At 72.1% G+C, this 25055-nt stretch carries 21 protein-coding genes and 1 pseudogene; 5 read left to right on the forward strand and 17 right to left on the reverse strand.

Annotated elements, in window-relative coordinates:
• The first annotated feature begins 132 nt into the window (after positions 1–132).
• On the forward strand, positions 133–2793 hold the full coding sequence (locus DEJ49_RS31435; RefSeq protein WP_150187244.1) for an ATP-binding protein: 2661 nt from the start codon (positions 133–135) through the stop codon (positions 2791–2793).
• Positions 2794–2856: 63 nt separating this feature from the next.
• On the opposite strand, the gene DEJ49_RS31440 is transcribed toward DEJ49_RS31435, so the two are convergent.
• The 4 genes from DEJ49_RS31440 to DEJ49_RS31455 are packed head-to-tail and all read right to left on the reverse strand — an operon-like array spanning position 2857 to position 6378.
• Positions 2857–3945: an NAD(P)H-dependent flavin oxidoreductase gene (locus tag DEJ49_RS31440; RefSeq protein WP_150188599.1), complete on the reverse strand. Its 1089-nt coding sequence runs from the start codon at positions 3943–3945 to the stop codon at positions 2857–2859.
• Positions 3946–3953: 8 nt separating this feature from the next.
• Positions 3954–4742 (reverse strand): CoA-transferase subunit beta, encoded by a 789-nt coding sequence (locus tag DEJ49_RS31445; RefSeq protein ID WP_150187245.1) that lies wholly within the window; start codon positions 4740–4742, stop codon positions 3954–3956.
• The gene (locus tag DEJ49_RS31450) at positions 4739–5593 is read right to left on the reverse strand and encodes a CoA transferase subunit A (RefSeq protein WP_150188600.1); all 855 of its coding nucleotides are present in this window, start codon (positions 5591–5593) and stop codon (positions 4739–4741) included. The genes DEJ49_RS31445 and DEJ49_RS31450 overlap by 4 nt, the downstream gene beginning before the upstream one ends.
• Positions 5594–5604: 11 nt before the next feature.
• Positions 5605–6378: an enoyl-CoA hydratase family protein gene (locus DEJ49_RS31455; protein ID WP_150187246.1), complete on the reverse strand. Its 774-nt coding sequence runs from the start codon at positions 6376–6378 to the stop codon at positions 5605–5607.
• Positions 6379–6446: 68 nt separating this feature from the next.
• Here DEJ49_RS31455 and DEJ49_RS31460 point away from each other — a divergent pair, with 68 nt between their 5' ends.
• Positions 6447–7211 (forward strand): SDR family oxidoreductase, encoded by a 765-nt coding sequence (locus tag DEJ49_RS31460; RefSeq protein WP_150187247.1) that lies wholly within the window; start codon positions 6447–6449, stop codon positions 7209–7211.
• 49 nt (positions 7212–7260) lie between these two features.
• The gene (locus DEJ49_RS31465; RefSeq protein ID WP_150187248.1) at positions 7261–8211 is read left to right on the forward strand and encodes an SDR family oxidoreductase; all 951 of its coding nucleotides are present in this window, start codon (positions 7261–7263) and stop codon (positions 8209–8211) included.
• A 121-nt stretch (positions 8212–8332) separates the two neighbouring features.
• Here DEJ49_RS31465 and pcaD read toward each other — a convergent pair.
• The 6 genes and pseudogenes from pcaD to DEJ49_RS31495 all read right to left on the reverse strand — a co-directional run.
• Positions 8333–9067: pseudogene (gene pcaD / locus DEJ49_RS31470) on the reverse strand (3-oxoadipate enol-lactonase); the annotation flags it as partial.
• A gap of 130 nt (positions 9068–9197) precedes the next feature.
• The gene (gene pcaB, locus DEJ49_RS31475; RefSeq protein WP_150187250.1) at positions 9198–10520 is read right to left on the reverse strand and encodes a 3-carboxy-cis,cis-muconate cycloisomerase; all 1323 of its coding nucleotides are present in this window, start codon (positions 10518–10520) and stop codon (positions 9198–9200) included.
• The gene (gene pcaG / locus DEJ49_RS31480; protein ID WP_150187251.1) at positions 10517–11110 is read right to left on the reverse strand and encodes a protocatechuate 3,4-dioxygenase subunit alpha; all 594 of its coding nucleotides are present in this window, start codon (positions 11108–11110) and stop codon (positions 10517–10519) included. Before pcaG ends, pcaB begins: the two co-directional genes overlap by 4 nt.
• On the reverse strand, positions 11110–11820 hold the full coding sequence (gene pcaH / locus DEJ49_RS31485) for a protocatechuate 3,4-dioxygenase subunit beta (RefSeq protein ID WP_150187252.1): 711 nt from the start codon (positions 11818–11820) through the stop codon (positions 11110–11112). The genes pcaG and pcaH overlap by 1 nt, the downstream gene beginning before the upstream one ends.
• Positions 11821–11943: 123 nt before the next feature.
• Positions 11944–12582 (reverse strand): CoA transferase subunit B, encoded by a 639-nt coding sequence (locus tag DEJ49_RS31490; RefSeq protein WP_150187253.1) that lies wholly within the window; start codon positions 12580–12582, stop codon positions 11944–11946.
• Complete coding sequence (locus DEJ49_RS31495; RefSeq protein WP_150187254.1) at positions 12582–13337, reverse strand: CoA transferase subunit A; 756 nt, start codon at positions 13335–13337, stop codon at positions 12582–12584. Before DEJ49_RS31495 ends, DEJ49_RS31490 begins: the two co-directional genes overlap by 1 nt.
• Before the next feature lie 115 nt (positions 13338–13452).
• On the opposite strand from DEJ49_RS31495, the gene DEJ49_RS31500 reads away from it, so the two are divergent.
• A complete protein-coding gene (locus tag DEJ49_RS31500) occupies positions 13453–13971 on the forward strand; it encodes a MarR family winged helix-turn-helix transcriptional regulator (RefSeq protein ID WP_150187255.1) in 519 nt (172 codons plus the stop codon).
• Here the strand turns inward: DEJ49_RS31500 and DEJ49_RS31505 are convergent.
• The 5 genes from DEJ49_RS31505 to DEJ49_RS31525 form a co-directional block, all read right to left on the reverse strand.
• Positions 13901–14848 carry a DUF3048 domain-containing protein gene (locus DEJ49_RS31505; RefSeq protein ID WP_150187256.1) on the reverse strand — a complete coding sequence of 316 codons (948 nt, stop codon included), beginning with the start codon at positions 14846–14848 and terminating at the stop codon, positions 13901–13903. The genes DEJ49_RS31500 and DEJ49_RS31505 overlap by 71 nt on opposite strands.
• 54 nt (positions 14849–14902) lie before the next feature.
• The gene (locus DEJ49_RS31510) at positions 14903–16702 is read right to left on the reverse strand and encodes an FAD-dependent oxidoreductase (protein WP_150187257.1); all 1800 of its coding nucleotides are present in this window, start codon (positions 16700–16702) and stop codon (positions 14903–14905) included.
• Between the two features lie 144 nt (positions 16703–16846).
• A complete protein-coding gene (locus DEJ49_RS31515; RefSeq protein WP_150187258.1) occupies positions 16847–17920 on the reverse strand; it encodes an ATP-dependent DNA ligase in 1074 nt (357 codons plus the stop codon).
• 143 nt (positions 17921–18063) lie between these two features.
• Positions 18064–18597 (reverse strand): GNAT family N-acetyltransferase, encoded by a 534-nt coding sequence (locus tag DEJ49_RS31520; RefSeq protein WP_150187259.1) that lies wholly within the window; start codon positions 18595–18597, stop codon positions 18064–18066.
• A 182-nt stretch (positions 18598–18779) separates the two neighbouring features.
• Positions 18780–18995 (reverse strand): hypothetical protein, encoded by a 216-nt coding sequence (locus tag DEJ49_RS31525; protein WP_150187260.1) that lies wholly within the window; start codon positions 18993–18995, stop codon positions 18780–18782.
• Positions 18996–19128: 133 nt separating this feature from the next.
• Between DEJ49_RS31525 and ligD the strand changes: the two genes are divergently transcribed.
• On the forward strand, positions 19129–20160 hold the full coding sequence (ligD, locus tag DEJ49_RS31530; protein ID WP_150187261.1) for a non-homologous end-joining DNA ligase: 1032 nt from the start codon (positions 19129–19131) through the stop codon (positions 20158–20160).
• Between the two features lie 57 nt (positions 20161–20217).
• On the opposite strand, the gene DEJ49_RS31535 is transcribed toward ligD, so the two are convergent.
• Positions 20218–22446 (reverse strand): OmpL47-type beta-barrel domain-containing protein, encoded by a 2229-nt coding sequence (locus DEJ49_RS31535; protein ID WP_223833252.1) that lies wholly within the window; start codon positions 22444–22446, stop codon positions 20218–20220.
• A complete protein-coding gene (locus DEJ49_RS31540; RefSeq protein ID WP_150187262.1) occupies positions 22446–24971 on the reverse strand; it encodes a ThuA domain-containing protein in 2526 nt (841 codons plus the stop codon). The genes DEJ49_RS31535 and DEJ49_RS31540 overlap by 1 nt, the downstream gene beginning before the upstream one ends.
• Between the last annotated feature and the right edge of the window lie 84 nt (positions 24972–25055).

Below are 25055 nucleotides of genomic sequence, written 5' to 3' on the forward strand. Positions count from 1 at the left end.
GTGGGCCGTCCCCGGAGCGACATCTTCCTCACTCCTTGCGGGAGTACCTGCCCGGACCGCTCTCCATCACGGCTCCGACCCGGCTAGTCTCGACTTCTGTACGTCGATTGAGCGACCCCGGGAGGTAGCGCGATGACGCAGGGACGGCCCGGAGGAGCCGCCTGGGCCCCGCTGTGGGAGCGCGAGGTCGAACTCGCCGCCGTGGCCCGCGCCGTCGACGAGCTCTGTGCCGAATCCACCGCCGCCGGTGGCCTGCTGGCCTTCAGCGGCGAAGCCGGCATCGGCAAGACGGCGCTCCTCGCCGAAGTGCGCCGCATGGTCGAGGGCCGTGCCACGGTCTGGTCGGCGCGCGGCGGCGCGACGGTCACCTCCGTCCCGTTCAACGTCGTACGACAACTGCTGCAGCCCGCACTCGTCCAGCTCGGCCCCGACGAGGCCCGCGAGTACTTCGGCGACTGCTACGACATCGCGGGCCCCGCACTCGGCATAGCCGAGCCCGGCGGGCGCCAGGCCGACCCGCAGGGCGTCTGCGACGGCCTCGTCGAAGCGGTCTCGCGGCTCGCCCGGCTGCACTGGCCCCTCGTCCTCCTCATCGACGACGCGCACTGGGCCGACCAGGAAACGCTGCACTGGCTGGCCACGTTCGCCCAGCGCCTCCACGAACTGCCCGTGCTCGTCGTGGTCGCCCGCAGGCCCGGCGAGGCCGAGGGCGACAGCGCACGCCACCTCGCGACCGTCGCCGCCGAGGCCCGCTCGTTCACCACCCTGCGCGCCCTCACCCCTGAGGCCGCCGCCGGCCTGACCCGCGCGACGCTCGGCGAGCACGCCGACGCACCCTTCTGCCGCGAGGTCTGGGCCGTCACCGGCGGCAATCCGTACGAATCCGTCGAGCTCCTCGCCAAGGTTCAGGACAGCGAACTCGAACCCGTCGAGGGCTCCGCCGACGAACTGCGCGCCCTCAACCGCACGGCCCGCGGCCGCGGCCTCGTCGCCCGCCTCGAAGGACTCGGTACCGACGCCACCCGCTTCGCCTGGGCCGCCGCCATCCTCGGCAGCGCCATCTCGCTCGACCTGGCCGCCTCCCTCGCCGGCATGACACACGACAGCGCCGAACGCTGCGCCGAGCGCCTGTGCACGGCACGCATCCTGGTCAGCGGCGACGAAGGCCTGGAGTTCGTCCACCCGCTGATCGCCGGCACCGTCTACCGCTCCATCCCGGCAGCCACCCGCACCGCGATGCACGGCGTGGCCGCCGCGGTCATCACCCACGACGGCAGGGGCGCCGCGGCCGCCTCCCCGCACCTCCTCGAAGTCCACCCGGACGACGACCCCGAGCTCGTCGAGCAGCTGCGCGAGGCCGCCGCCGAACACCTCGCCGTCGGCGCGCCCGACGCGGCACGCCGCTGCCTTGAGCGGGCCCTGCGCGAGCCGCCGCTGCCCGACATCCACGCGCGCGTGCTCTACGAACTCGGCTGCGCCACCATGCTGACGTCGCCCGCCACCACCATCCGGCATCTGCGCGAGGCGCTCTCCATGCCCGGCCTCGACCAGGACCTGCGCGTCGACGCGGTCTGCCGCCTGTCCCAGGCGTTCGTCCACAACGACCAGCTGGAAGAGGGCCTGCGGGCCATCGCCGACGAGGCGAGCGGGCTCGAACAGGGGCCCGCGCGGCTGCGCCTGCAAGCCGTGCACTACATGTGGGAGGGCATCCACGCGGGCGAGGAGGACTCGCCCGCGCGCTCCAAGCGGCTCGCCGAACTCGCGGGACCTCTCGCGGGCCGCGACAACTCCGAGCGCGCCCTGCTGATCCTGCGCGCCTTCGACGCCATGACCCGCGGCGAGAGCGCGGAACTGGTCGTCGAGCTCTGCGACCGCGCCCTCGTCAACGGCCGCCTCGCGCCGGGCCTCGGCTGGACCGACCCCGAGTGGAGCTTCGAGCTCCGCCTGATGCTCGGCGGGTCGTACGCCTTCTCGGACCGCCTCGACCGCGCGGAGAGCCTCTTCACCGAGGCCGTCAGGGCCTACGAGACCGCCGGATGGAGCGGCGGACACCTCGCCCTCTCGCACGCCTTCCTGGGCTACGTGTACCGCAGGCGCGGCCGCCTGACGGACGCCGAACGGTCCCTGCGCGAGAGCCTGCGCCTCGCCGACCGCGTCGGTCGGGGCCTGCCCATGCACTGGGAGGCGGCCAGCATGCTCATCGACACGCTGCTGGCGCGCGGCCACGTCACGGAGGCGGGCGCCGTCGCCGACCGGTACGGCTTCGCGCCGCCCTCCGCCTCCACGATCTACGTACCCGACGCGCCGTCCGTACGCGGTCGCCTCCTGCTCGCCCTCGGGCGGACGAAGGACGGCCTCAACGAACTCGAGGCGACGGCGAAGGCGCTGACCGCACGCGGCCAGTACAACACCGTGCTCGCCCCGTGGGCGTACGACCTCGCCCGCGCGCTGGCCCACGAGGACCCCAACCGTGCGGCGCACCTCGTCGCGGACGCCCGCAGGCAGGCCGAGCGGTTCGGTACGGACACCGCGATCGGGGAGGCGCTGAGGTGTGCGGCGGCGCTCGAGACGGGGCAGCGGTCGGTCGCCCTGTACCGCCAGGCCGCGTCCTACCTGGAAGCGTCGCCCTGCGCGTACGAACACGCGGTCGCCCGCGTCGAGTACGGCATCGCGGCGGATTCCGTGCCGGAGCTGGAGCGTGGCCTCGCCCTGGCACGGGCGTGCGGGGCGGACGGCCTCACGGACCGGGCGCTGGATCACTTGGGGCCGGTCCGTTCGGCCACCGGCGGTTGAGCGGTCGTCTCGGCGCCCGGCGCCGGGGTTGCCGCCACGGGGCTCTGCCCCGGACCCCGGTCCTCAATCGCCGGACGGGCTGAAACACGCCGCCCGGCCGCTTGGAGACGGGCACGGCAGACGGTCCAGTACATCGTCCGCCTCTCTCATCACACGGTCGATCAGTTCCGCGCACGACGGCAGGTCGTCTATCAGGCCCGTCACCTGGCCGGAGGCCATCACGCCTGCCTCGGGGTGGCCGTCCACCATCGCCGACCTGAGCATCATGGGCGTGTTCGCCGCCAGGAGTACCTGGCTCCAGGTCAGGTCCTTGCTGCGCCGCATCGCGAGGCCGTCGCGCGCCATCCGGCGGCGGCTCATGCCCGAGAGCTTCCGGAACGCCGCCGCGTGCCGCACCGCACGCGTCAGCGACGCGACCCTGCCCGACTTCTCCAGACCCGCGACCAGTTCCGTGCGGAGCATCCGGTGCGGGAGGCCGTCCACGCGCGTGGTGACCGTGACGTCCTTGACGGAGGCCGCGAGGTAGCGGGCCTTGACGGTGTCCGGGACCGTCGAGTCCGACGTGAGCAGGAAGCGCGTGCCCATGGCCACGCCCGCCGCGCCGTAGGCGAGGGCGGCGACCAGACCGCGGCCGTCGTAGAAGCCGCCCGCCGCGATCACGGGGATGTCCACCGCGTCGACGACCTGCGGGAGCAGCACCGTGGTGGCGACCTCGCCCGTGTGGCCGCCGCCCTCGCCGCCCTGCACGAGCACCGCGTCCGCGCCCCACGCGGCGACCTTCTCGGCGTGCCGTCGCGCGCCGATCGAGGGGACGACCACCACGCCCGCGTCCTTGAGCTCGGCGATCAGCTCCTTGGAGGGCGCCAAGGCGAACGAGGCGACCTTCACTCCTTCGTCGACGATGACCCGGACACGGTCCCGCGCGTCACCCGCGTCGGCCCGCAGGTTGACCCCGAAGGGCGCTGTCGTACGGGACTTGACCTCGCGGACGGCCGCTCGCAGCTGGTCGACCGTCATGGTCGCGGAGGCCAGGATGCCGAGCGCCCCCGCGTTCGCGGTCGCCGAGACCAGGCGGGGGCCCGCCACCCAGCCCATGCCGGTCTGGACGATCGGGTGCCGGACACCGACCAGGTCCGTGAGGGGGGTCCGCAGCGTGGGTGTCATGGGTGGCGCACCTCGCGGTCGCGCAGACCCTGGGGGTCGACGACGTCACGGATCAGCCGCAGCTCCTCCGGGGTCGGCTCGCGGGTGTACGGGATGTCAATGTCCGGCACGGACAGGGGGAAGCCGGTGGCCTCACGTATGTGGTCGAGGGTCACGCCCGGGTGCAGGGACACCAGGCGCATGGCGTGGTCGGGTGTCTCGAAGTCGAAGACGCCCAGGTCGGAGACGACGCGGCGAAGGTCGTGGAAGCGGGTCGCGGAGGGCCCGGCGGCGGCCGCGCTGTCGTACCCGACGCCGCTGATCATGTCGACCTTCTCGACGAACACGCGCGGGGAGTGCCTGGGGACCCAGTAACTCACCGGGTTGTTCAGCGTGTTGACCGGGGCGCCGCGCACGCCGAGCAGCTGGCGCCTGGGCCGGGACCAGTCGCCGATGCACGAGATGTTCTGGTTGCCGAAGCGGTCGAGCTGGCTCGCGCCCATCATCACGTGCCGCTTACCGCCCATGACCATCGTCAGGTGCTTGCGGTACGGCAGCCACCCCTCGGTCACCGCCGACGCCGCGCCGACCGCGGGGACGTCGCCGATGAGCAGGGCCTCGCCGTCCGTGAGCAGCAGTTCGGGGGAGAAGGTCAGCTTGGCGAGACGGGCCGCGATCGACGGGACCGTGCCCATGGGGGAGGCGAGGATCTCGCCGTCGTCCCGCCAGGCCTCGGCGCAGGCGATCACGCAGTACTCGGCACGGGTGGCCGTGGTGGTGGCGGTGGCAGGGGTGGGCCGTGTCATCGCTGCTCCTTGTGCCAGGTGCGGACGGCCAGTTGGTAGTCCTGTTCGGTTCCGGCCGCGGGGAGGAAGCGGGTCCGGAAGGCGGCCCAGGCGTCCGGGTCGGCCGCCGCCGTCGCGTACGCCTTCTGGAACGGCTCGTCGCGGCCGTAGTCCGGCACGCAGGACGTGAAGTGCGCGCCGCCCGGCGTCTCGGTCACGCCCGTCACCGAGTGCCGGGACACCAGCATCGTCTGGGGTGCCGCGTGTGCGGTGAGCTCGGCGGAGTCGACGAGGCGCTCGCAGGAGACGTACGCCGTGTCGGCGGCCTCGCAGAACAGGTCGTCGAAGTAGGGGTCGGGGCCCAGGTACTGGCCGTTGCCGAAGCGGTCCGCGCGGTTGAGGTGGACCAGGGCCGCGTCCATGCGCAGGGCGGGCACGGCGACGAGCTCCTCCCCGTCCTCGTACGGCGAAGTGACCGTGCGCAGGTTCGGGTTGACCCGCAGGACGTCGGAGCCGAGCCCCGCGCGGATCGGCAGGAACGGCAGCCGTTGGGCGCCCGCGGTGAGGCCCTGCATGAACATCGCCTCGTCCAGCTCGACGAGTTCGAAGGCGCCACGCTCGCGTGCCGCCCGGAAGTGCGGCTCCAGGGGGATCGAGTCGAGGGTCGTGAAGGCGGTGACCAGCGTGCGGATCCGGCCGGCCGCGGCGAGCAGGCCGACGTCCGGCCCGCCGTACGAGACGACGGTCAGGTCCGTGACGTCGGACCGCAGCAGTGCGCGCACCAGCGCCATCGGCTTGCGGCGTGACCCCCAGCCCCCGATGCCGAGCGTCATCCCGCTCTCCAGGCGCCCCACGATGTCGTCGGGAGTCATCCTCTTGTCGCTCACGCCCCACCCTCCCCTTGCTGTGTGAAGCCGTCTCGCTGTCCGAAGTCGTCGCGGATGCGGTCGGCGAGGCCGCTGAGGTTCGCCTCGAAGGTGAAGCCCTGCTCGAAGCGGTAGCTGCGGTGCACGTCGACGGGGTCGATGCCGTTGATCGCGGCCTTCGCGAAGCGCAGCAGCGTGCCGTCCTTGCGGGCGATCTCACGCGCCAGTTCCAGCGCCGCTTCCCGCAGTTCGGCGCGGGGGACGACCTGCCACACGGAGCCGTGCGCGTGCAGGTCGGCGGCGGTGGCGGTCCGCGAGGTGTAGTACAGGGCGCGCATCAGGTGCTGCGGGACGAGGCGGGACAGGTGCGTGGCGGCGCCGAGCGCGCCCCGGTCCAGCTCGGGCAGGCCGAAGGTGGCGTCCTCGCTGGCCACGATCGCGTCCGCGTTGCCCACGAGGCCTATTCCGCCGCCCAGACAGAAGCCGTGCACGGCGGCGACGACGGGCACCTCGCACTCGTACACCGCCGAAAACGCGGCGTAACACCCCCGGTTGGCGCCGATCAGCGCGGTGTGGCCGGTGTCGCGCTGCATCTCCTTGATGTCCACGCCCGCGTTGAACCCCCGGCCCTCGGCGGCGATCACGACGCAGCGTGTCCCGGGGTCGCGGCCGACGGCGCGGACCGCGTCCGCCAGGTCGTACCAGCCCCGCACCGGCAGGGCGTTGACGGGCGGATAGTCGACGGTGACGACGGCGACGCCCTTGTCCGGGGCGGAGGTGGAGACAGACATCAGACGATCCGCTACCTTTCAATCGCACGCCTTCAACCAAACATTTGTTAGTTGGAAAGGTAGCAGCGATGACTGACACTCGACAGGTGGTCGTCGTGACCGGCGGCACCCGCGGCGTCGGTGCCGGAATCGCCCGGAGCTTCCTCGCAGCCGGAGCGCGCGTCGTGATCTGCGCCCGCAGGCAGCCCGACAAGCCCGTCGAAGAGGCGGGCGGGACGGCCGAGTTCAGGCCGCTGGACCTCCGCGACGCGGCGGCGACCGGTGCCTTCTTCGCCGAAGTGGCGGCGGCGTACGGGAGGGTGGACTGCCTGGTGAACAACGCGGGCGGCACGCCGTTCGGGCTGCTCGCCGAGTCCTCCCCGGCCCGCCAGGCGAAGATCATCGAACTGAACCTGCTCGCTCCGCTCCACGCCTCGCTTGCCGCTTACGAGGTGATGCGCCATCAGGAGAGCGGGGGCAGCATCACCATGATCGGCAGCGTCAGCGGAACCCGCCCCTCGCCCGGCAGCGCGGCGTACGGCGCGGCCAAGGCGGGCCTGGAGAACCTCGCGGGGACGATGGCCGTCGAATGGGCGCCGGCGGTGCGCGTCAACACGGTGGTCCTCGGCCTGGCCCGCACGGAGAGCGCGGCGCTGCACTACGGCGACGAGGACGGCATCGCCGAGGTCGCCCGCACCGTTCCACTGGGCCGGCTCGCCGACCCCTCCGACGTCGGCGACGCCTGCGTCTTCCTCGCCTCCGACCGGGCCCGCTACATCAGCGGCGCGGCGCTGAGCCTGCACGGCGGAGGCGAACGTCCCGCGTTCCTGGCGGCGGCGTCGGTGAACCGCTGAGGGCACGTGTCCTACGTATGCACACACCATGAGCCGAGGGAGTCACGTCATGACATCAGCCGCCGCATCCGCCTCCGCGTCCGGGCTCTGTGAAGGCCGCGTCGTCGTCATCACGGGTGCCGGGCGCGGGCTTGGGCGGGCGCACGCGCGCGCGTACGCGGCCGAGGGCGCCCGGGTCGTCGTCAACGACCTCGGCGTGGCGCCGGACGGCTCGGCGGCCCCCACCGGGGATGCGGGCGGCCCCGCCCACGAGGTCGTCGAGGAGATACGGGCGGCGGGCGGCGACGCCGTCGCGCACGGCGGCGACATCGCGACGTCCGAGGGAGCCGCGTCGCTGATCCGGACCGCGCTGGACACGTACGGCCGCCTCGACACCCTCGTCAACAACGCGGGGTTCCTGCGCGACCGGATGCTCGTCAACCTCGACGAGGACGCCTGGGACGCCGTGCTGCGCGTCCACCTCAAGGGGCACTTCCTTCCCCTCAAGTACGCGGGGGCGCACTGGCGCGCCGAGGCGAAGGCGGGACGCACCCCGCACGCGTGCGTGGTCAACACCAGCTCCGGGGCGGGCCTCCTGGGCAGCGTCGGACAGGGCAACTACAGCGCGGCGAAGGCGGGAATCCTGGGCCTGACCCTGGTGGCCGCCGCGGAACTCGCTCCCTACGGAGTGCGCGTCAACGCCATCGCACCCGCCGCGCGCACCCGTATGACGGAGCAGACCTTCGCCGACACGATGGCCGCTCCCGAGGGCGACACCTTCGACGCGATGGCCCCGGAAAACGTGTCCCCCCTCGTCGTCTGGCTCGGCTCCACCGCCTCCGCGGGGGTCACCGGCCGCGTCTTCGAGGCGGAGGCCGGCCGCATCACCGTCATGGAGGGCTGGCGCCCGGGCCCGACCGCGGACAAGGGAGCCCGCTGGACTCCGGCGCAGGCGGGGGAGGCGGCCCTGAAACTGCTCGCCGAGGCGGAGACGCCGGGGGCGGTGTACGGGGCGCGGTGAGGGGGCCGTCAGGAGGGGCTTGCTGGCAAACCCGGAGCCCGCTCGCGGACCACGGCCCGGCAAACCCGAGAAGCCTCTTCCTGGCCCGCGCCAACCTCTAGGCGGCGCCACCCTCATCCGCGAAGTGCGCGACCAGCGCCTCCGTGACCGCCTCGGGGCGTTCCGCGGGTGCCAGGTGCGAGGCGCCCGCGAGCTCCACCATCGTGGCGTTCGGCACCCCGTCGGCGATCTCCCGCGCGTGCGCGGGCGGCGTCGCCGGGTCCTCGCTTCCGGCGACGACCAGCGTGGGCGCGCGGACGGCCGCCAGCGACCCCCGCATGTCGTACGCCGCCAGGGCGTCGCAGCACGCCGCGTACGCGCCGGGGTCGGCCGAGCGGAGGTCCGCGACGAGGCGGGGCACGGTGAACCCGGGCGTGAACCAGCGCTGAGGCGCGGAATCCGCGAGCCCGGCCAGCCCCTCGCGGCGTGCCAGCGCGGCCCGGTCCCGCCACGGCGCCTCCCCGCCGAAGTGCGCCGAGGAACAGATCACCGCGAGCCGTACGACCCGCTCGGGGTGGTGCGCCGCGAGGTGCAGTCCGACGGCGCCGCCGAGCGAGACACCGGCGTACGCGAAGCGGTCGACGCCGAGGGAGTCGGCAAGCGTGAGGACGAGTTCGGCGAGGTCGCCGACCGTCGCGCCGGGTCCGATCAGGTCCGCGGGGGACCGGCCGTGGCCGGGCAGATCCCAGCGCACGACCCGGTGGGCGGTGGCGAGGCCGGGGACGACGGCGTCCCACAGGGCGGTGGAGGTGCCGAGGGAGGGCCCCAGGAGGAGTGGGGCGGCGGCTTCGACGCCTTCCACGGTGTGGTGCGGCAGGTTATAGCTGGCTTCGGTGGTCAACTTCGCTCCGGAGCGGGGTCGGTGTGGTCGTCGGCGCAGTCGGTGGGGCAGAGAGGCTGCCCGCTGCCATCGGTCCTGATCAGCGGTCTGCCATTCGGTGTCGGCGTCATCGCCGCTCCAATGCCCGGTCCGTGAGTTCCCCCGCGAAGCCCGTGCAGCGCGTCGGGTCCGTGAGCGCGGTGACGTCGACGTCCCGCAGGGCGGGCTCCTCGGCGAGGGCGGACGCCAGGGTGCGGCCCTCCGCGCGGGCGCGGCTCGCCGCGTCGGCCAGCAGCGCCTTCGCGGCGGCGCCGCCGACGACGTGCGCCAGTTCCGTCGCCACCCGCTCCGAGGTGATCGCCCCGCCCGTGCGGTCCAGGTTCTCGCGCATCGCGTCCGTGTGCACCCGCAGCCCTTCGGCCAGCTCCGCGCCGTTCCTCGCCGCGCCGCCCGTCAGCCGCAGCAGGTCCCGCAGCGGCTCCCACTCGGCGTGCCAGGCGCCCGCGGGGCGTTCGTCCTCCGCGACGAGCGAGGCGTGGAGCGTGGCCGCGAGGCCGGGCGCGCGGCGCGCGGCGGCCGCGATCAGCGTGGAACGCACGGGGTTGGCCTTGTGCGGCATCGCCGACGAGCCCCCGCCCTCGCCCTCGGAGAGTTCGCCGATCTCCGTGCGGGAGAGCGTGAGCACGTCGGCCGCCATCTTGCCGTACGCTCCCGCGGTGAGCGCGAGGGCGGAGGCGAGATCGGCGACCGGGGTGCGGAGGGCGTGCCACGGGAGTGCCGGCGCACAGAGCCCGAGTTCACTCGCGAAGGCCGAGGTGAGTGCCTCGCCCCCGCGCCCGTACGCCCCCTCCGTCCGGAACGACGCCAACGTGCCCGCCGCGCCCCCCAACTGCGCCGGCAGACCCGCGCGTACGTCGATCAGCCGGTCCCGCGCGTCCAGGACAAGCGAGCGCCAGCCCGCCGCCTTCAGACCGAACGTCGTCGGGACCGCGTGCTGCGTGAGCGTGCGGCCGGGCATGACCGTGTCCCGGTGGGCGGCGGCGAGGCGGGCCAGGGCGCGTTCCGTGCGGGCCAGCTCCGTCAGGATCAGGTCCAGCGCCCGCGCGGACAGCAGCATCAGCGCCGAGTCCAGGATGTCCTGGCTCGTCGCCCCCCGGTGCACGTGGTCCGCCGCCTCGCGGGGCACCGCCGATGCCAACGCAGCGACCAGGGGAATCACGGGATTCCCGCCCTCCCGCGCGCGTGAGGCGATGTCCTCCGCGTCGAACCGGCCGACGTCCGCCGCCACTTCCGTCACGGCCGACGCCACGTCCGGCGGCGCCATCCCCACCGCGGCCCGCGCACACACCAACGCGGACTCGACGGCCAGCAGCGCCCCGAGGAAGGCCTGGTCGGAGGTCGCCTCGGCGACCGGCGAGCCGACGGAACCGGGAGCGAACAGGCCACTCATGCGGAACCCGGCCCGGGCCCCGACGGGAACTCCAGGAAGACCGTCTCGCCGTCCCCCTGGAGACGGATGTCGAACCGGTACGTCCTGGGCGCCTCGCTCCGGGCGACCAGCGTGGCCCGCCGCTCCGCGTCGAGCGAGCCCAGCAGCGCGTCGCCGGGCTCGTCCACCACGTACGCGCGCGTGTACAGGTGGTGCAGCAGACCGCGCGCGAAGACGGCGAGCGAGATGTACGAGACGCCGCCGGGCGGCAGCGTCCGCACGGCCCAGTGCCCGTCCGCGTCGGTCGGAACCCGGCCGAAGCCGGTGAACGCGACCCCGTCGCGCCCGAAGGACCGGCCCGTCACCGGGTCGTGCCGCAGCGACCCGGGGACGCCCACGCGTGAGCCGTCGGGGCCGGGTTGCCAGGTCTCGATCAGGGCGTCGGGCACGGGCCGCCCCTCGCCGTCGAGCACGTATCCGTGCAGGGTGATCGTCTCCGGGTCCCCGTCGGGCGCCACGTCGCCGCCGCGCGGGAAGGGCAGCGCGTAGCCGTAGAAGGGACCGACGGTCTGGGAGGGCGTGGGAGCGTACGACGGCTCAGGAGGTGACATCAGTGGTCGCCCCCTTCCTCGAACAGCGTCGCGGACGGGCCGTCGAGGACGATGTCCCAACGGTGGCCGAGCGACCACTCGGGGACGGAGAGATCGTGGTCGTACGCGCAGACGAGCCGCTGCCGCGCCGACTCGTCGCTCACCGAGCGCAGTATCGGGTCGTACGGGAAGAGCGGGTCGCCGGGGAAGTACATCTGCGTCACCAGGCGCTGCGCGAACGCCGTGCCGAAAAGGGAGAAGTGGATGTGGGCCGGGCGCCATGCGTTGGTGTGGTTGCGCCACGGGTACGCACCCGGCTTGATCGTCGTGAAGGAGTACGCGCCGTCGTCGTCGGTCAGACAGCGGCCGAAGCCCGTGAAGTTCGGGTCGAGGGGCGCCGGATGCCGGTCCAGCTGGTGCGCGTACCGGCCCGAGGCGTTGGCCTGCCACACTTCGACGAGCTGGCCGCGCACGGGCCGCCCCCGGCGGTCCAGGACCCGGCCGCTCACGGTGATGCGCTCGCCCAGCGGCTCGCCCGGGTGCTGCCGCGTCAGGTCGTGGTCGAGGGCGGCGACATCGGTGACTCCGAAGGCGGGACCGCTCAGCTCCACGGCCTCCGGGTCGCGCACCGGGATCAGTGGCTGCTTCGGGTGGCGGAGCCGGCTGCTGCGGTACGGCGGGTGGTCGCGGGGCGGATGGTATCCGGACGCGGTGTCGGTGAGGGTGGTCATCTTTTGTGACTCCGTACGACGAAGTGACGTTCTCCGGAAGTGACGTTCTCCGGAAGTGACGTTCTCCGGCGGTGACGTTCTCCGGAAGGTGGCGTTTCCCGGTAAGTGACGGTCTCCGGCCTGTCAGCGCAGCGCCACGCGCACCTCCGCCGCCGTCTTCGACGCGATCTCCGCTGCGGTGACTCCGGGCGCCGTCTCGACCAGCTCCAGACCGCGCCCCGTCACCTCCAGGACGCCGAGGTCGGTGACGATCCGGTCGACGCAGGCCTTGCCGGTGAGCGGCAGCGTGCACTCCGCGAGGAGCTTCGGGGAGCCGTCCTTGGCCGTGTGCGTCATGACGACGATGACCGTACGGGCGCCGTGCACGAGGTCCATCGCCCCGCCGATCCCGGTGATCATCTTGCCGGGGACCGCCCAGTTGGCGAGGTCCCCGCGCGCGGAGACCTGCATCGCGCCGAGGACGGCGACGTCGATGTGCCCGCCGCGGATCATCCCGAAGGAGAGCGCCGAGTCGAAGAAGGAGGCGCCGGGCAGCACGGTCACCGTCTCCTTGCCCGCGTTGACCAGATCCGGGTCGACCTCGGTCTCGGTGGGATAGGGGCCCACACCAAGGATGCCGTTCTCCGACTCCAGGACGACTTCCACGCCCGGAGGGAGATGGCCGGGGATCAGCGTGGGCAGACCGATGCCGAGGTTCACGTACTGACCGTCGCGGAGTTCGCGTGCCGCGCGGGCGGCCATCTCGTCCCGGGTCCACGCCATCAGCCGCGCACCGTCCGCTTCTCGATCCGCTTGTCCGCCGCCTGCCCGGGGGTGAGCGGCACCACCCGGTGCACGAAGACACCGGGCAGGTGGACCGCGTCCGGGTCGATGCCGCCCGGCTCCACCAGCTCCTCGACCTCGGCGACCGTCACGCGTCCGGCCATCGCGGCGAGCGGATTGAAGTTACGGGCGGACCTGCGGAAGACGAGGTTGCCGTGCCGGTCGCCCCGCGCCGCGCGGACCAGCGCGAAGTCGGTGCGGATCGCGCGCTCCAGGACGTACGGCGTGCCGTCGAACTCCCGCACCTCCTTGGCCGGGGAGGCGAGCGCGACCCCGCCGTGCCCGTCGTGGCGCAGCGGAAGCCCGCCGTCGGCGACCTGGGTGCCCACCCCGGCCGGCGTGTAGAACGCGGGGATGCCCGCACCGCCCGCACGCAGCCGCTCGGCGAGTGTGCCCTGCGGAATCATCTCGACCTCCAGCTCGCCGGCGAGGTACTGGCGCGCGAACTCCTTGTTGGCGCCGATGTACGAGCCGGTCACGCGGGCGATCCGGCCCGCCGCGAGGAGCACCGCGAGGCCCGAGTCCAGGGCGCCGCAGTTGTTGGACACGACGTGCAGACCGGCGGCGCCGGAGGCGTGCAGCGCGCGGATCAGCTCGTTCGGCACACCGCTCAACCCGAAGCCGCCGACCGCGACCGATGCCCCGTCCCGCACGTCGGCCACTGCCTCGGCAGCCGTGGCCACCACCTTGTCCATCCGCAGCCTCCGCGGCATCCGCGTCCACAATGCTCAGGGCACTGACTATTCCGGCGAGGATAGGGTGGCCCCAACTGCCGTGCAAGAGGCCGTGAGTCGAGCAGAGGGAGTCGGAGTGGAGGCCGTGGACCTCGCCACCCACCCCGGGCATCTGGCCCGGCGGCTGCAGCAGGCGCACCACCTCATGTGGAACGCGATGGTGTCCGAGGAGACCACGTCGCCGCAGTACGCCGTCCTCAACGCCCTCGTCGCCGAACCCGGCCTGGATCAGCGGACGGTGGGGGAGCGGGTGGGCCTCGACCGGTCCACCATCGCCGAGGTCGTCGCCCGGCTGATCCGCCGGGAACTGCTCGCCAAGGTGCGCGACCCACGGGACGGCCGACGCTGCCTGCTGCGCGTCACCGAAGAGGGCCGGCGCACGCACCGCGCGCTGACCGTGCGGACCGCCCGGATGAACCAGATCCTCCTCGCCCCGCTCTCGGCGGAGGAGCAGGGCGTCTTCCTCGACCTGATCCAGCGGGTCGCGGACGCGGCGGAGAGCCTGCGCGACCCCGCGGGGCCGGTCACGCCTGCGCGTACACCACCCACACCTGCCCCTTCGCGAACGGCAGTCGACTCCCGTCGGCCGTCGTGAACTCCGTGCCCTCCCCGGCCGTCGGGCGCTTCCACCGCGCCTTGTAGGCGCGCCCGTCCCGCAGCACGCTCGCGGTCCCCTCGCCGACCGTCTCGGTGAACGGTGAGACGTTGCCCGCGCGGTCGTGGAAGTGCGACGGCCGCACCTTCACGTACTGCACGACGACTGTCGAGGGGCCGAGCTCCTTCCCGCCGGACGTCCGCGCCCGTCTGCCGTCCATCGCGACGCGCCACCGCCCCTCGTACTCCACCCAGTCGAAGGTGAAGCGCGCCGCGGGGAAGCGGACCGTCCGCCGCGTCTGCGGGGTGCCGCCCTTCGGGCGCGGTCCGAACCGGAAGCCCGCGTCGGCCAGGGCACCCTCGCGCGGGGCCACTTTCAGGGCGTCCGGGCGCACGAAGAGGTTGTGCGGCGCGGGCTTCCCGCCGCCCCGGTAGTAGGCATTGCCGGGTGCCTTGCCCGGCGGCAGGGCGCGTACGGGCGCGCCGGCGATCAGGGGCTGAAGCTTGGACTGGGCGCCGGAGAACGCGAGCGCGGGGCGGCCGTACTGCCGCAGCAGTTCGAGGTCCGTCTCGCGCGCGCTGCGCACGGGGCCGACGACGGGCGGCAGATGGGACGCGTAGACCGCCATGAGGCGGCTGAGTCCCGCCTCGACCTGTTCCACGTAGACGACGTCCGCGGAGTCCAGGCCGGTCTGCGGTCGGGCCGCCGTGACGTTGTCGATCTTCACGGCGAGCACGTCGCCGCCCTTGCCCGCCGACGGATGCTTTCCGTCGGCGGGCTCGATCGTGCAGCCGGACGCCAGCGCGGCGAGCACGAGCGCCACCGCCGCCCCGGTTCCGGTCCCGACCCGTGTACGCGTCCGCGTCCGCCGCCTCATGCGCAAGTCCTACCCCGAACGCGGCCGGAATCGCAGCCCCTCGGAGAGGGTCTGTCAGCCCAGATCGAGGGCGTTGCGCAGCCCGAGCCGGTATCGGGTGCGGTCGACGCGCTTGAGGGCCTCGATCGCGGGGACGCGGTACAGCGGCGTCACCGTGCACGGTTCGTGCCCCGAACCCGCCTGCTTCAGGAGGGCGTTGACGGCCTGGCGGGCCGACGCGTTGGCGCCCTCCATCGTCGCGAGGTCGATGTCCACGGAGACGTAGTCACCCGAGAGGAAGAGGTTCGGGATCTTCGTGGCGGCCGACGGGCGGTTGTGGAAGGTGCCCACGGGGTGGATGAGCAGCTGGTCCTCGTTGGTGGGGTTCGGCGTGCCGAGGCCGTCCACCCCCGGGTCGAGGAACCACGAGTGCAGCTTGCTGTCGCTCAGGACCGTCCTGCCGGTGTCGTTGAGTGCGGCCTTGAGCTGCGCCCACACCTCCTTCGCGACCTCCTCGCGGGTGCACTGCTTGGCCGTCTTGCCGTACAGGATGCCCGGCTTGTCCCACTCGGAGATGTCGACCGACAGGCACTCGACCGCGACACCGTCGCCGTAGTCGGCCGGGAAGTCCCGCTCGGGCCAGTGCCCCGCCTGCGCGATGCCGGTCAGGGACCATGGCGAGTCGATGAGGTTGAAGTGGCCCTTCACGACGGCCGGGCGCTCCGTCAGATAGAACTGGATGCCCGTCATCCAGTCCGTCTCCAGCTTGTCGCAGCGCGCCAGTTGCGGGTCGGCGGCCTTGAGCGCGGCGCTCCACGTGCGGCGCGCGTGCTCGACGGGCATGGCCTGGACGTAGTGGTCGGCGGTGATGTCGCGCCGTACGCCGTCGGGGTCCTCGACCACGGTCTTCGTGATGCGTCCCGCGCCGAAGCCGAGCTCACGCACGGTCCAGCCGACGCGGAACTCCACGCCGAGGGACTTGAGGTGCGTCACCCACGGGTCGATCCACGCCTCGTTGGTCGGCGCGTTCAGGATGCGGTCGGGCGGGCCGTCCGCGCCCTGCCCGAGCGCGTTGAGGACGAACGCCTCACCGAGCGTGCCGACCGTGCGGGTGCTGGCCTCCTCGGCCTTGGTCGCCACGATGTTGCGGGTCACGCCGATGACGAGGATGCGCTGGTAGTCCTTCGACATCCGCTCGGCGCGCGTGAACTCCCACCAGGGTGTCGACTCCCAGTCGTCGTCCCTGCGCTCGTCACAGCTGGTGAAGAAGACGAGCGCGCGGTTCACGAAGTACGCGGCCTCGTGGGCCGGCAGGTTGAACGCGGTGTCGAGCAGCGCGGTCAGCGCCCGCCGGATGTCGTCCAGGGTGAGCTTCTCCGGCTCGTGGCCCGGCCACGGGATCGGCATCCTGATGTCCTCGCGGCCCGTGCGCGCGAAGGACATCTCGCGGGGCGCGATCAGGTTGTCCCACACGCCGTTCGCGTTCCCGGGGAACGGGATGCGGCGCATCGTGTCCGGCAGGTTGTGGTAGATGCCCGGGATGAAGCGGAAGCCGTGCTCGCCGGGCAGCGGCTTGCGGTTACCCTTCGCGCTGTCCGGTACGTCCATGCTGCGGGCCTTGCCGCCGAGCGCCCTGCGTTCGTAGACGGTGACCGCGAAGCCGCGCTCCGCCAGTTCGTGGGCGGCGGTGAGCCCGGCGACGCCACCGCCGAGGACCGCCACGGTCTGCTTCGCCCGCGACGCATCCACGGCGCCCGGCGCGGCCACCGCGGGCAGCGCGCCCGCGCCCACACCCAGCGTGGCCGCTCCACCGACCGCAGCCGCCCCCGCGACGAACCCCCGCCGCGTGGTTCCCTCGGCACGACTGTGCCCCATGCCCCGCCCCCCTTACCGTCGGTAACTGACGTGTCAGGCGCAGGAGCATACGGTCACGGTCAGAGGGGCGGAAGATACGGGGGAGCGCAAGAGAACATTGGCGTGATCGGGGCCTTGGCGTGATCGGAGTGGTTCGGGGGCGGGCTATCGGTCCGTCGCGCCCAGCACGTCGTCGAGCGCGTGCCGCACCGGCTGCTCCAGCTGGGCGTACGTGCAGCTCTCCGGGGTGCGGTCCGGGCGCCATCTGCGGAAGGCGGCCGTGTGGCGGAAGCGCTGCCCGTTCTCCATGTGGTCGTACGCCACCTCGCAGACCCGGTCCGGCCGCAGCGGCACCCAGGACAGGTCCTTCTTGCCCGTCCAGCGGCTCGGGGCGCCGGGCATACGGGCCGTCTCATGCGCCGTCTCGTCCGTCCAGGAGGACCACGGGTGACCGGCCGCGGACGTCATGCGCAGCGGCTCCAGCTCCTCGATGAGCTCGGCGCGGCGCTTCATCGAGAACGCCGCGCACACGCCCACGTGCTGCAGGGCGCCCCCGTCGTCGTACAGACCGAGCAGCAGTGAGCCGACGATGGGGCCGCTCTTGTGGAAGCGGTAGCCCGCGACCACGCAGTCCGCCGTGCGCTCGTGCTTGATCTTGAACATGAGGCGTTCGTTCTGGCGGTAGCGCAGGTCGAGGGGTTTGGCGATGACGCCGTCGAGGCCCGCGCCCTCGAACTGCTCGAACCAGACGTGCGCCACGTCGGGGTCCGTGGTCGCGGGCGCCACATGCACGGGGGCCGTGACACCGGACAGCGCCTTCACGAGCAGGACGCGCCGGTCGGCCATGGGCGCGTCGAGCAGCGCCTCGTCGGCCAGGGCGAGGAGGTCGAACGCCACGAAGGAGGCGGGGGTGCGCTCGGCGAGCGTGGCCACGCGGGACGCGGCGGGGTGGATGCGCTCCGTCAGCGCGTCGAAGTCGAGGCGCCCCTCCTTGGCGATCACGATCTCGCCGTCCAGCACGCACCGATCCGGCAGCCGCTCGCGCAGGGCGGCCACCAGCTCGGGGAAGTAGCGCGTCAGGGACTTGCCGGTGCGGCTGCCGAGCTCGAGCTCGTCGCCGTCACGGAAGACGATCGCGCGGAACCCGTCCCACTTGGCCTCGTACTGCATGCCCGGCGGGATCTTCTTCACGGGCTTGGCGAGCATGGGCTTCACGGGCGGCATGACCGGCAGATCCATGATTCAAATCTAGGCGCCACCCCGGCGGACCGCCTGCGGGCCCAGGCCGGGCGACCACGCCGCTCCCACACCGGAGGCGTCCCCATGACCCGAAAGCGTGTTCTCGACCGGACCCTCGCCGTGCGCGCCTGACCCCGCGACTCTCAGGCCTCGTACTCCGTGAGGTCGATGGAGTGGATGTGCAGGGGGTGGCCGGAGACCGGGTGGACGGTTTCGCGGTCCAGGGTCATGCCGAGCTTGCGTACGACGTTCGCGGAGGCCTGGTTGCCGACCCGGTCGATGCTGATCACGCGGTCGAGGCCACGGTCCTGCAGCGCGAATTCGAGCGTGGCCTGCGCCGCCTCGGAGGCGTAGCCCTGGCCCCAGAACTGGGCGCCGAGCCGCCAGCTGATCGCGACCTCGGACTCGGCCTCGGGCAGGGACTCGGGGACGGAGAGGCCCGTGAAGCCGGCGAGCTCGCCGGAGGCGAGGAGTTCGACGGCGAAGAGCCCGAAGCCCTCGTCGTCCCACTCCTCCTCCCAGCGCTCGATGGCCTCGGCGGTGTGGTCCAGGTCGTGCACGGGACCGCCGTCGACCCACTGCATGACCCTCGGGTCCGCGTTGATGTCCGCCATCGGTGCGAGGTCGTCGTCGTGCCAGCGGCGGAGGAGGAGGCGGGGGGTGCGGATCTCGGTCATGCCCCCCATCCTGCCGAAGGCGCGGGCACCGGCGAAATCGGCCCGCTCCTCCCCGTCAGCCACTGCACCACGTCCACCGCCCGGTAGGGGCCGCCGCACGGGCTCAGATCCGCCAGGAAGCCCAGGTCCCGGCCGAGGGTGACCGCCGGGGGCTCGTCGCGTCCGGCCGGGGTGGCGCTGGCCTAGTCCGACCGTGGACAGGAGCCCGTTGCACAGGCAGAGACGGCCCTCCGTGTCGACGTCAACTCCGGTACGGGGAAGGCCGCGAGGGCGCGGCGCACGTCGCCGTCCGGGTCGCCGAGCTGGAGCCGGCGGGTCAGGACGGCGTCGAGCGCCGTGCCCGACACGACGAGGTCATCCAGGGCGGGATGGGCGTCCGGGGCTTCAGTCTTCGGCACGCGGGTCCGCGGACGTGCCGCCGGAGGGCCCGACTGGAGGTGACCAAGGACCTCTGGTCCGCGGTCCTTGTGCCCGTGGCGAGCCATATCGTCCGATGTGCGGTGAATGTCCGGGACGCTTAGCGTGGCTCGCATGGGTGCAGCCAAGGGCAAGAGCGCGGCCGTGGACATCGACACGGGTGAGCGGACGGTACGTCTCTCCAGCCCGGACCGGGTGGTGTTCCCCGAGCGCGGCTTCACCAAGCTCGACGTCGCCCAGTACTTCGTGGCCGTCGGCCCCGGCATCCTCCGCGCCCTCCGCGACCGCCCCACCACCCTGCAGCGCTACCCCGAAGGGGCGGCCGGCGAGTTCTTCTACCAGAAGCGCGCCCCGAAGAACCACCCCGACTGGATCCCCACCGCCACCATCGCCTTCCCCAGCGGCCGGACCGCCGACGAGATGTGCCCCACGGAGGTGGCCGCCGTCATCTGGGCGGCCCAGTACAACACCCTCACCTTCCACCCCTGGCCCGTGCGCGGCGACGACCTCGACCACCCCGACGAACTCCGCATCGACCTCGACCCGCAGCCCGGCACCGACTACGCGGACGCGGTCCGCGCCGCCCATGAACTGCGGTCGCTGCTGGACGAGTTCGGAGGTCTCGAAGGCTGGCCCAAGACATCCGGCGGGCGCGGCCTGCACGTCTTCGTGCCCATCGAGCCGCGCTGGACCTTCACGCAGGTGCGCAGGGCGGCCATCGCCGTCGGGCGGGAGCTGGAACGGCGAATGCCGGACGCCGTCACGACCGCGTGGTGGAAGGAGGAGCGCGGGGAACGGATCTTCGTCGACTACAACCAGACGGCGAGGGACCGCACGATCGCCTCCGCCTACTCCCTCCGCGCCCGCCCGCACGCCCCGGTCTCCGCGCCCCTGCGCTGGGACGAGGTCGAGGACGCCCGCCCCGAGGACTTCGACCTCGCCACCATGCCGGGACGCTTCGCCGACGTCGGCGACGTCCACGCCGGCATGGACGAGCACCGGCACTCCCTGGAGGCGCTGCTCGCCCTCGCCGACCAGGACGAGCGGGACCACGGCCTCGGCGACCTGCCGTATCCGCCGGAGTACCCGAAGATGCCGGGCGAGCCGAAGCGGGTGCAGCCGAGCCGGGCGAAGCACGAGGAGTAGCGGCGCCCCCGTCCCGGGCGGGGCGGGGGCGCCGACACGGCAGGGTTCGACCCGGGGCTACAGCTCCTTGATCCGGATGTCGCGGTACGAGATCACGTCCGTGACCCCGTGCACCTGCACCCCGACGTAGCCGGACGAGTAGCGCCGCCCGTCCGTGCCCGGGTCGTCGCCGCGCGGAGGCGTGAACTCCTGGCCGCCCGTGTTGTCGAACTCGTTGATCAGGACGCCGTTGCGGTAGACGGAGTAGTGCTGGTCCACCACCTTGATCTCGTAGTCGTTCCACGTGCCCTTGGGCGTGACGCCCGCGCCGGCCAGGCCCACCCGGTCGAAGCCGTAGATCGAGCCGGTCTTGTACATGTCGCCGTCAGGCCGGTCCAGGGCCTGGATCTCGTGGCCGTACTTGATGGCGACCCACTCCGGGCGTGACTCCTCCGGATGGTCGTGGACCTGCGGGAAGCGGACGAAGACGCCGCCGTTGGCGTTGCCGTTGCCCGGCGCGTCGTCCCGCCACTGGAGCTTCAGCGAGAAGTCACCGTACTTGCGCTGCGGGAACCACAGCATGCCCATGCCCTGGACGGTGGTGCTGCTGGTGATCGAACCGTCCGCGTTCAGGCCGAACTTGCCGCCCCCGACCTGCTCCCACTTGTCGAGGGACGCCTGCGTGCCGTCGAAGAGCTTGCGGTAGCCCTCCGTCTGGCCGGGCTTGCCGATGCCGGACTGCTTGGCGGCGCGGTTGATCTTGTTGTACTCGCGCTTGTCGATCTCGCCCGCCTTCAGGAGCTTGTCCGTCACGCTCTTCACGTGCTTCAGGAAGAGCGCGTGCGACGTCCACTCCTTCTCGTCCTCGATCAGCTCGCCCACGCGGCAGCGGTTGTTCGTGACCCGGTTCGGGATGCCCGTGTCGACCGTGCCCACGAAGACCGTCAACCGCTCGTCGTACTCCGGGCAGTTGGGAGCAGGCACGCCGCCGCCCTCGGCCACCGTGAAGGAGGCGGTCTTCGCCTCCGACGCGTTGCCCGCCTTGTCGCTCGCCCGGTACGCCACGGTGTGGCGCCCCACGCGGTCGACGACGACCGGCGCCTCGTACGCGAGGTAGGGGCCGCCGTCCAGGGAGTACTCGACCGTGGCGACGCCCGACCCGGCGTCCGTGGCGGTGACCGTCACCTTCGCCTTACCGAGGTAGGCGCCGTCCGAGTCCTTGCTGCCCTCGACCTTCGCCGACGTCTCCGGCGGGGTCCTGTCCTCGACGGGCGGCGCGACGACGGTGAACTCGGCGGCCTTCTCGCCCGCCTGGTTGCCCGCCTTGTCGGAGGCGCGGTAGCGGACCTTGTGGGCGCCCGCCTCGTGCACCATGACCGGCGCGGTGTACGCGGTCCACGCACCGTCGCCGATCGCGTACTCGATCTTGTTGACGCCGGAGCCGGTGTCGGACGCGGTCACCGTGACCGTCGCCATCCCCACGTACTGTCCCTGGTCGTTCTTCTCGCCGCTCACCGTGGCCGACGTCTCCGGAGGCGTCCTGTCGTCCGTCGGCGGGGCGACGACCTTGAAGTCGGCCGCCCTCTCCGCGGACACGTTGCCCGCCTTGTCGGTGGCCCGGTAGCGGATTTTGTGGGTGCCGACCTGGTCGACGACCACGGGCGCGGTGTACGGCTGCCAGGCACCGTCCGCCCCCACCGCGTACTCGACCTTGTCGACGCCCGAACCCTCGTCCGTCGCCGTCACCACCACCGTCGCCGAACCGACGTACGCGCCCTCGGAGTTGGTGGTCCCCTCGACCTTCGCCGCGGCCTCCGGCGCCTTGGTGTCCTCGCCGCCTCCTTCCGTCACGACCAGGATGCCCTGCATCGAACCGTGGCCGGGGATGGTGCAGTGGTAGCGGTAGCGGCCCGGGGTGAGCGTCACCTCGGCGGTGTGCTTGCCGCCCTTGTCGTCGTTGGGGTTGGCCATGATGTTGAGCGTGACGTCGTTGTTGAACTCCGGGTCGGAGGTGTCGAACGTCAGCGTGTGCGGCATGCCGGTCGTGTTGCCGGTCGCCTCGCTGTTCTCGAACACGATCGTCGTCGGACCCGCCACCGCCGTGGTCGGCGCCGACTTGTACTTGCTGATGTCGTTGTCGGCGGTCCACGTGAGTGTCTGCGCCTGCGCGGACACGCCCGTGTTGTCGGGGCGGGCCACCGCCGCCGTCGACGTCAGGCCGAGCACCATCAGGAGCGCGGCGAACAGCGCCGTGTACAGTCTTCGCCGTTGCGCCGACCGTGAGGTCCGCGACATAGGAGATCGCATCATCCCGCCTTCCTGGCCAGGTCGTCGGCGGCCGGTGTCGGCGCCCCGCCCTTGTACGTCACGCGCCACAGCGCCGACTTGGAGTCCGAGGTGAAGAAGCCGCGGCCGTAGTCGAGGACGTACAGCGAGCCGTCCGGCGCGAACTTCCAGTCCATGAGGTTCTTGATGCCGTCGTTGCCGACCGGAATGATCTTCTTCAGCGACTCGGCGTGGACGGGCAGACCGCCCTTGCCGACCGTCTTCGGGTCGGTCACCACCGCGTGCCGCGGCTGGTCCGAGTCGTAGAAGTCACCGACGAACCACTTGCCGTCCCAGTACGCGGGCCACTTGTCGGCGCTCGTGCTCGCCGCGTCGAAGCGGTAGACCGGGCCGTTCATCGTGGCCTGGCCGCCGCCCTTGAGCCACGGCAGGAGAATCTTCTGCTCCGCCGTCTTGTAGCTCGGCACACCCTTCGCGTCGCGCGGATAGTCGACGCCGCCGCCCTGCGGTGAGTACCAGATGTTGTTCGGCTCGGCCGGCGGGATGTTCACCAGGCCGTCGTTGTTCGGCGACTCGTTCTTGAGGTTCTCGCAGTCGTACCAGCCGAGCGGCTTCGACGGGTCCGGCAGATTCCGGTCGCGGTAGGGCTGGTTGTTGCCCATGCAGTACGGCCAGCCGCGGTTGGAGGCGTGGGTGATCGCCGCGAACGTGTCGTACTTCGCCGGGCCCCACGTCGTCGACGGCGCGCCCGCGTCCGGTCCCACCCAGCCCGCGTACAGCGTGTCCGTCTTCTTGTCGATCGAGATGCGCGCCGGGTTCCTGACGCCCATCACATAGATCTCGCCGCGCGTCTTGCCGCCGCCCTCGTCCGGCTCCTTGCCGGTGAAGAGGTTGCCCGACGGGAGCGTGTACGTCCCGTCGGGCTCCGGGTGGATGCGCAGGATCTTGCCGTTGAGGTTGTTGGTGTTCCCGGCCGTGCGGCGCGCGTCGGCGAAGGAGACGCCCTTGAAGTTCGGCTGCGGGTTGTTGCCCGAGTAACCGTCCGAGAACTGCGAGGAGTTGTTGTCACCCGTCGCGATGTAGAGGTTGTCCTTGGAGTCCCAGGCCATCCCGCCGCCCGCGTGGCAGCAGCTGTGGATCTGCACCGGCCACTTCAGGAGCACCTTCTCGCTGCCCATGTCGAGCTTGCCCGTGCCCTGGTCGTAGGTGAACCGGGAGACGTACCGCTGCGCCATGTGCGTCTCACGGTTGATCTGCGAGTGGGGTGTGTAGTGCAGGTACACCCAGCCGTTCTGCTCGAACTTCGGGTCGAGCTCGATGCCGAGGAGGCCCTCCTCGACCTTGATCAGCTCGTCGCCGCCGCCCTTGTTGCCGAAGACGGTCAGCGCGCCCGCGAGCGTCGACTTCTTGGTCTTCGGGTCGTAGACGTGGATCTCGCCCGTGCCCTTGCCGATGTCCGGGTTGTTCCAGTCGGTGACGACGGGCCGCGAGGAGTCCGCGCCGCCGCGGCCGATGTGGAAGACCTTGCCGTCGGGCGCGGTGACCAGACCGTGCGGCTCGCCGATCTGGTCGTTCTTGCCCGGCTGGTTGGCCTGCGTGAGGCGCTCCGCCTTGTAGTCGGCGTTGATCGTCGCCTGGCAGTCGGCGCGCGCGATGCGCGTGGTCCAGAGCAGGGCGCCGCGCAGATGGCTGCGGAAGTCCGCTTCGTCGTACGAGGCCGCGGTGCCGCCCATGCCCGTGTAGAAGGAGCGCCCGCCGTCGTAGTCGCGGCACCAGGACACGGGGTGGTCCCAGCCGTTCTTCCCGGTGCCAGGCTGGTAGGTCGACTCGCGGACGCGGGCGACCGTGTGGACGTCGCCCGAGGGGTTCTTCGTCCAGTTCAGCCACCGGTCGGGGCGCTTCCACTGGAGCGGCAGGCCCTTGGTCGCCGGGTGCTCGCGGTCGCCGACCTCGACGGTGGCGCGCTGGACGTCCGTCGGGCTCGCGTCGGCGGGACGGGCGCCGATCAGGCCAGTGAACCAGCTCGAATACGGTTCGGCGCGGGCCGCGTCGTGGATGCCGAGGAAGCCGCCGCCGGCCTCCATGTAGGCCTCCAGGCCCGCCTCCTGCTCGGCGTCGAGGACGTCACCGCCGCCGGTGAGGAAGGCGATGGCGTTGAACTTGCCGAGCTTCCTCTCGTCGGTGAAAACGGACGCGTCGTCCGTCGCCACGATCTTGAACCGTTCGGCGGCGGGGCCCGACTGCCCGATCTTCTCGATGGCCTCGATCCCTGCGTTGACGACGGGCGACTCGTCGCCGTCCGCCGCTGACCCGTGGAAGACGAGCACCTTGACGTTGGCCCCGCCGGGCGGCGAGGGAAGGGACATCGTTGTCAGCGGTGGTTCCGGGAACGGCCGCGCGGACGCGGCCTGTGCGGAGAGGGCCCCGGTGACCAGGGCGCCGGACAGCAACGCGGCCGCCCAGGCCCGGTGCTTGTGGTCCGGTCTACGTCGAGTTCTGCTCAACCCTCGTATGGTCAAGGGCCTTTGATGCGGTGTGCGCCGCATGAGTACACCCACCCCTCGTCGGTCACAGCAACAGCGCCGACGAAGCTAGACCTCTTTTCGCGCCTCGCCAATAGGTATCACCGC

The sequence above is a fragment of the Streptomyces venezuelae genome, from assembly GCF_008642335.1.
Lineage (GTDB): Bacteria > Actinomycetota > Actinomycetes > Streptomycetales > Streptomycetaceae > Streptomyces > Streptomyces venezuelae_F.